We start from the raw sequence: 600 nt of genomic DNA, 5'->3' as shown, positions 1-600 counted from the left end.
ATTTTCAGAAGATCAAGCGCGTGCGCTGAATAAATTAGTACTGAATTTTGCTCTACCAGCTGCATTATTTGTCTCTATTGCGAGAGCTAATAGAGATATGATTTTTGCTGATACAAGATTGACAATTGTTTCCCTTATTGTTGTTCTTGGTTGTTTCTTTTTCTCTTGGTTTGGTTGTTATACTTTTTATAAACGTACTCGTGCAGAAGCCGCCGTATGTGCATTAATTGCGGGTTCCCCTACGATAGGTTTTTTAAGGTTCGAGGTATTGGATCCTATCTATGGAGACACTGTCAGTACGGGGCTCGTGGTCGCAATTATCTCAATTATTGTTAACGCGATTACTATTCCAATTGGACTCTATCTGCTGAACCCTTCCGCACGTGAAGGCGGCAAAGGTGTTGGACAAACTAATGCTCTTATTTCAGCATTTAAAGAACCTGTCGTCTGGGCACCAGTATTAGCCACATTGTTGGTGCTTATCGGGATCAAGATTCCTAATGAGTGGGATCCTTGCTTTAATTTAATCGCACAAACTAACTCCGGCGTCGCTGTTTTTGCAGCAGGTTTAACTTTAGCTGCACATAAATTTGAGGTTAG

1 protein-coding gene is annotated in these 600 nt (G+C 41.0%); it reads left to right on the top strand.

The window, feature by feature from the left end; genetic code table 11:
- Positions 1–600, top strand: a 600-nt coding sequence (locus tag M992_RS14270) for an AEC family transporter (RefSeq protein ID WP_072165987.1), incomplete at both ends; no start/stop codon positions are given.

Origin of the sequence: Moellerella wisconsensis ATCC 35017 (assembly GCF_001294465.1) — a bacterium.
Lineage (GTDB): Bacteria > Pseudomonadota > Gammaproteobacteria > Enterobacterales > Enterobacteriaceae > Moellerella > Moellerella wisconsensis.
The sequence above is the reverse complement of the archived record's forward strand: the minus strand, read 5'-3'. Positions and strand labels throughout refer to the sequence as shown.